Origin of the sequence: Syntrophothermus sp. (assembly GCF_013314835.1) — a bacterium.
GTDB lineage: Bacteria > Bacillota > Syntrophomonadia > Syntrophomonadales > Syntrophothermaceae > Syntrophothermus > Syntrophothermus lipocalidus.
This window is the reverse complement of record NZ_JABUEX010000099.1, coordinates 1-5104: the sequence shown is the minus strand read 5'-3', so window position 1 is coordinate 5104 and position 5104 is coordinate 1. Positions and strand designations below refer to the sequence as shown.

The following is a 5104-nucleotide window of genomic DNA, read 5'->3' as shown; positions in this document are numbered from 1 at the left end:
ATGAACCTGCTCAGCTCCTCCCAGATGATGCTCCGGGCTTCTTCCAGGGAGCCGGCGGCAAACAGCTGGTCCAGCACCCGGTCCAGCGCATCCATGTCGGTCAGCTGCGGCACCTTTTCCTGTATGGTGGCAGAATCCGCTCCAAACCTGCGAGCCAGGTACCTGCATATGACCTCCTGCTTGGCTTTAGTCTTACCTTCGGCAAGGCCTTCCGCGCGGCCCTCCGCACGGCCTTTTTCATGCCAGCTGGTGGTTATTTGCATAATGGCATCAACCTCCTTTTTGTCCATTTTACCCAATTCCCGGTAAAGTTGTTCTTCTTCCTCGCGGTTCAGCTTCATTTCAAGTGCCTTGATGACCCTTTGTTTGGGGGCATCTACCGGAATTTGACCACTATACAGCCACTCCTGCTTCAGTCACAAAACCTCAAGTACGGGTGAGACAGTTTCTAACACCTCTTCTCCAAAAGTTTCAATGTGAAACCGAATGGCAGATTTTACGTCAGCGAGTGCCTCTTCGCAGGTATCCCCCTGGCCAACTATAACTCCCTTTAATCCAAGAGGGTACGCCACGTACCCGTCCTGATGCTTCTCCACTATAATTTTAAACTGGCGCATAGCATAAACCTCCGTTATAATCAATTCGATCTTGAGGGTATCTAGTGTTATTTTAGCAAATTGAATAGGATTCATATTTACTGCTTCCCAAAAACTCCTGCATGGGGTGCCACCCTGCAGTCGAAGATCTCCGGAAACCTTGCTTTCATTGCCTCACAATCTTCTTCTCCATGTTCTCCCAAATTAACCAGGCAGTAATACAGTTCCTCCCAAAACGCATTAATTCCTGGTGATTATTCTATCAGGTGAAAACACAACCAGCAAGGTAAACCTGCTCTTTAGAGCCACTCTGAAAACGCGCCTGCGTAAAAGTTGCCTTTTGGCGCAAAAACAGACAGCAGGCTTCTTATGCTTTTTCTCGTGCCAGTCCAAGGACAAGCGCGTTCCAGGCTGTCCTAAAGGCTATTTCTAACAAGTCCGCGCACTCCTCAGGAACGCTGATTTTCAACTTTTCTTTTAGTAGCTGGGCCAGCTTTTCTTCATCCGCCCCCTCGTGAAAAAGGAGAGGACGCACCTTTTCGTAAGCATCTTTTATGAACTTTCGCCACCGACGCCGCTCCCTGTCATCTGTGTGCAGCAACTCAGAACACCTAGCAGCAATTTTTTGTCCCTTGCCCCGGTCCACTTTTATGCCCCCAAGGCAAAGCACCTCCAGGGCAATAAACAGCTTCATCATCCTGTCGCAGAGGTTATCACAGAAGATGCTTTCAGCAAACCAGCGGAGGGCGCGCCGGTAGCGGACTTTCTCGGGTTCCGGTGCCCCTTCGATAAATGAAAACATCCGAGAGACCCAATCATCCCAACCTGCAGGTGGTAGGAACCACTCGCGGCCAAAATGGAGCCTCCCTAGAGGCCAGGCATAGTCCGGCGAGAACGGGTTCCCAAAGGGATTTGCCGCCCAATCAACAGTGTAATAAATAAGCACAGGGCAGGAAATCGCTGACCAGCACCCAAACTCGCCCACACTGGTCGCCGCCTGAAGCAGGGAAACCAGGTCTCTCAGTTCCTTCTCCGGTAAAAACTCAGGCCGCACCACGTTCCATCCTGCCGCAAGGCCGCTGAAAGGAACCTCGCAATCTTCAAGAACGAGAGCAAAGCTCAAACAAGGTGGAGCTTCCCCACTGTAAACCATAGTGGCCGGAAGACTGAAGTATTGCCGGAAATACTGAACACGCGCTACCTCGCTTTCACTCAGCCTCCGCAGCCGCCACCGACCCAGATTGAATTCAGGGAGTTCCCCGGAACCAGAGAGCCCCACGAGCGGCGCAACCATCCGGAAATTGAAACTCCTTTTCTCCCAGACAGCCTCACTCTGAGCCAGAATCTCGCCTAGAGCCTCCGGCCGTAAAGCTGGCGTTCCTGTCTGGTTCAGATAACGCCAGGCAATGGAGAGGAGGTACTCCTTAGGAAACACCAAATTGCCCGCCTCTCCCCTTTCTGCAGGAGGGAACACCTTGTTGAACCTCCGCTCAGTGAGCAAAAGCCTGCAAAACTTCGCGTACTCCGGGCTGCTTTCCAAGTTCTCAAGGGCAAGAGGGAGCAGGAAAGCATAAGAGCGCGATCCCGGAGGCGTTTTCTGGAAGTTGTCTCCTTCGCAAAGCTGCATAAGAAAAAGAAGCTCTTCCGGCACCTGCCTGCCCTCGCGTGCAAAGCTTTGCACCAACCTGAGTACTTCACCTATCAGCGAACAGATCAAATCAAAAAAACTTCCCCCCGCGGTAAAAACCCCCTTTTTGCGAAAGCGACCATTCTTTTGGTCCCCTTTGGCCATCCCGACCCCTACCGTGATCGGCAATAAACCTCCCGCTTTGTTTACAGAACCCACACCCAAAGCAAGGGGTCCCATAAATTTCGTGTGCGAAGTCTATTGGAACACACTACCCCTTTGTAACATTGGTTACACGCGGTTATCGCTCTAAGTTCATCTTATAATCAGGGGGACGCCAAAACAGGGGCAAAACAGGGGGACGGTTCTGGGCAAAACAGGGGGACGGTTCTGCTGTTTGGATCCAATCATGCAGGATTTTGTCTCGCTCCGGTTTTCCATTTTCTGACTTCGTGTTTCGCCACCTGGCCTTGCCTGTAAGCGCAAACATGAGAACCGTCCCTCTGTTTGTGTGTTTGTGTTTGCTGTGAAATTCATGCCGCACTTTTTCACCTCGCAGCCAGCAACTCCTTTACCTTACGGACACACTCGTCGAGGTTACGCTGGATCTCGCGGCCGGAGAACCGCACAACCTCCCATCCGGCGCGCCGCAGCCGTTCGTCGCGGAGAAAATCGGCGCGCAGGTCACGGTGGAAGGCCGCGCCGTCACATTCTACATCGAGTCGGCGCTCGCCGTCCACCACAGCCAGGTCTAGCTGGTATCCCCCGGCTTCTACGCCGGTCTGAACGTTAATCCCCGCTGCCACAAGTGCCTCAAACAGCCGCCGCTCTAGTGGCGACCGGAACCCGCCAGCTTCAAGATCCATAATGTACTGAGCCAAGTCGCGCAGAACTCCCGGCGAGGCCAGGCAGGCCCCCCGGTCACCTACGACGACGAGTTTGCGTCTTGCCCTGGTCACGGCCACATTTACCAGATTGGAATTGGACGCAAACGTCACGTGGTAGGTGGGCATCTCCCGGCTCACCACCGGCGAGAATATAATTATGTCCCGCTCATCACCCTGGAACCGGTGAGCCGTATCCACCACCAGAGAATCACCAAGATTCGGCAAGCGGCGGACTACTAAGTCTCGAATAACCTCCGCTTGGGCTCGATAAGGCGTTACCACACCAACGGAAAGACCTTGATCCCCAAATTGGCCACGCAGAGTCTCGAGCTGGTGGACCACGGCCTCAGCCTCCGGCAGGTTTACCACGCTCCTTCCGCGCGGCCCGCGCCGGAACTGACCTGGGATGTTGATCCACCGAACAGCAGGTCCGGGCTGCAACTGTGACTCGTCGGTCAGGACCAAAAGACGTGAGCCGTAAAAATGGTCGTTGGAGAAAGTAATGATCGCTGGGTGTGACCGAAAGTGTTGGTCAAGGAAAAGTGGTTTCTCCCCGACGCGAGCGGATGCCAGACCGAAGAGACTACGCGAACGATAGGAGAATACAAGGAGATCGTCCGGCGTCAGGCCGAATCGTCGGGCGAGATTTTCCTCTGCCGCTTCCCTTAGAGAAGTGATGTGGGTGAGCTGCTTCGGGTCGCCGATGATAAGCGCACGCCTGGCCCGGTACAACAGCGGAATCGCTGAGGGGATGTCACACTGTGAAGCTTCGTCAATTATGACCAGGTCAAAAAGCTCGGCCCTAAGAGGTAAGTTGGTACGCGCCGAGAGGTTAGTAACTCCCCAGACGGGGAAAATGTGCAACGCGTCCGGCACAAGCCGGAGGAGCCGCCTGATGGAGGCTTTCTGTCCGCTTGCGGCTTTCGCCAACCCCTCGGCAAGAGCCGATGCCGCAGCGCGTTTTTCCGGCAAGGTGCCCCCGATGAGCTTGCGCCAGGTTGCTTCAAACAACTGTCGGCCGGCCTCCAGGCGACGCGCGGACATTTCCATGAGCCGGTCATGAAGCTCCCACCGGTCGGGAAGGGAGGCCAGGTGTTTTCGCGTGGCCTCTATGCGCAAGCGTTGGGCATCAATATCGCGGGCTACCTGAGAAAACCGCAAACATTCCTCAGCCGTTTTCTGTTCAGGTTCCTTGGGCATCGGTATGGCAGACCCAGCGGACTGGGAGAGGCGGTCCCACGCCGCTGCCAGCTCCTCTCTTGCGCGCTCCCACCGGCGCCTGGCCCAGGGCCAGAAGGGCCGGGGCCTGCTCGCAAGTGGAAGTAAAGCAAGCACCTCCTTTGCCGCCGTCGCCACTTCGTACGGGTCGCCAAGCGCGAAGACCGCAACCGGGGCCGCGCGGTTCAACTCTTCGTAGCGAGCTTCCTCAGCGGCAAGCTCCGCCTCAACCTTTTCACGCTCACGCGCTGCCTGGTAAATGGGAGACAGCTCCTTTTCGACCATACGCCAGGCGGTTATAGCCGATCCCAGTTCAGTCGGTCTTTCAGGACGGGCAAGCGCGCGTTGAATTGTTAATGCTATATTGCCCCGGTGCTTAGTCGTTCCTGCCCGAATAGGTACCGGTTCATCGCTTACTGCTGCCAGGCGCTCGAAGATCACGTCTACCGCCTGGTTGTTTTTTGAAGCGAAACATACTTTCTCTCCTCGTACAACAGCAGAGGCTACGGCGTTGACGATCAGCTGCGACTTGCCTGTTCCCGGCGGCCCTGTGACTACCGTCAGTGGTGCAGAGAAAGCCGAAGTAATGGCCCGGTCCTGCGTCAGGTTCGTAGGAATTATGGTGGGCTGCGGCTCAGCAGGAGGCGGTGCCGGTGCCGGTATCGCGCCCATGAGGACACCAAGCGGCCCCCGGCGCAATTCATCTGCGGGCAACGTGGAAAGCTCCTCCAAGTCTTCGATCAAGTTCCTAATTATTGGCCCACGCTCTCCGGTGT

At 55.4% G+C, this 5104-nt stretch carries 3 protein-coding genes and 1 pseudogene; all 4 read right to left on the bottom strand.

The window, feature by feature from the left end; genetic code table 11:
• Positions 1-341, bottom strand: a pseudogene (locus tag HPY90_RS14770) (DUF4351 domain-containing protein); the annotation flags it as partial.
• 75 nt (positions 342-416) lie between these two features.
• Positions 417-617 carry a type II toxin-antitoxin system HicB family antitoxin gene (locus HPY90_RS14765; protein ID WP_287195635.1) on the bottom strand — a complete coding sequence of 67 codons (201 nt, stop codon included), beginning with the start codon at positions 615-617 and terminating at the stop codon, positions 417-419.
• Between the two features lie 346 nt (positions 618-963).
• Complete coding sequence (locus tag HPY90_RS14760; protein ID WP_287195634.1) at positions 964-2412, bottom strand: HEPN domain-containing protein; 1449 nt, start codon at positions 2410-2412, stop codon at positions 964-966.
• Between the two features lie 359 nt (positions 2413-2771).
• Positions 2772-5104, bottom strand: a 2333-nt coding sequence (locus tag HPY90_RS14755; protein ID WP_287195632.1) for an AAA domain-containing protein, incomplete at its 5' end; no start/stop codon positions are given.

Excerpts from the sequence above, each read along its gene's own strand:
- HPY90_RS14765 (WP_287195635.1), bottom strand. The coding sequence starts at position 617 with ATGCGCCAGTTTAAAATTATAGTGGAGAAGCATCAGGACGGGTACGTG.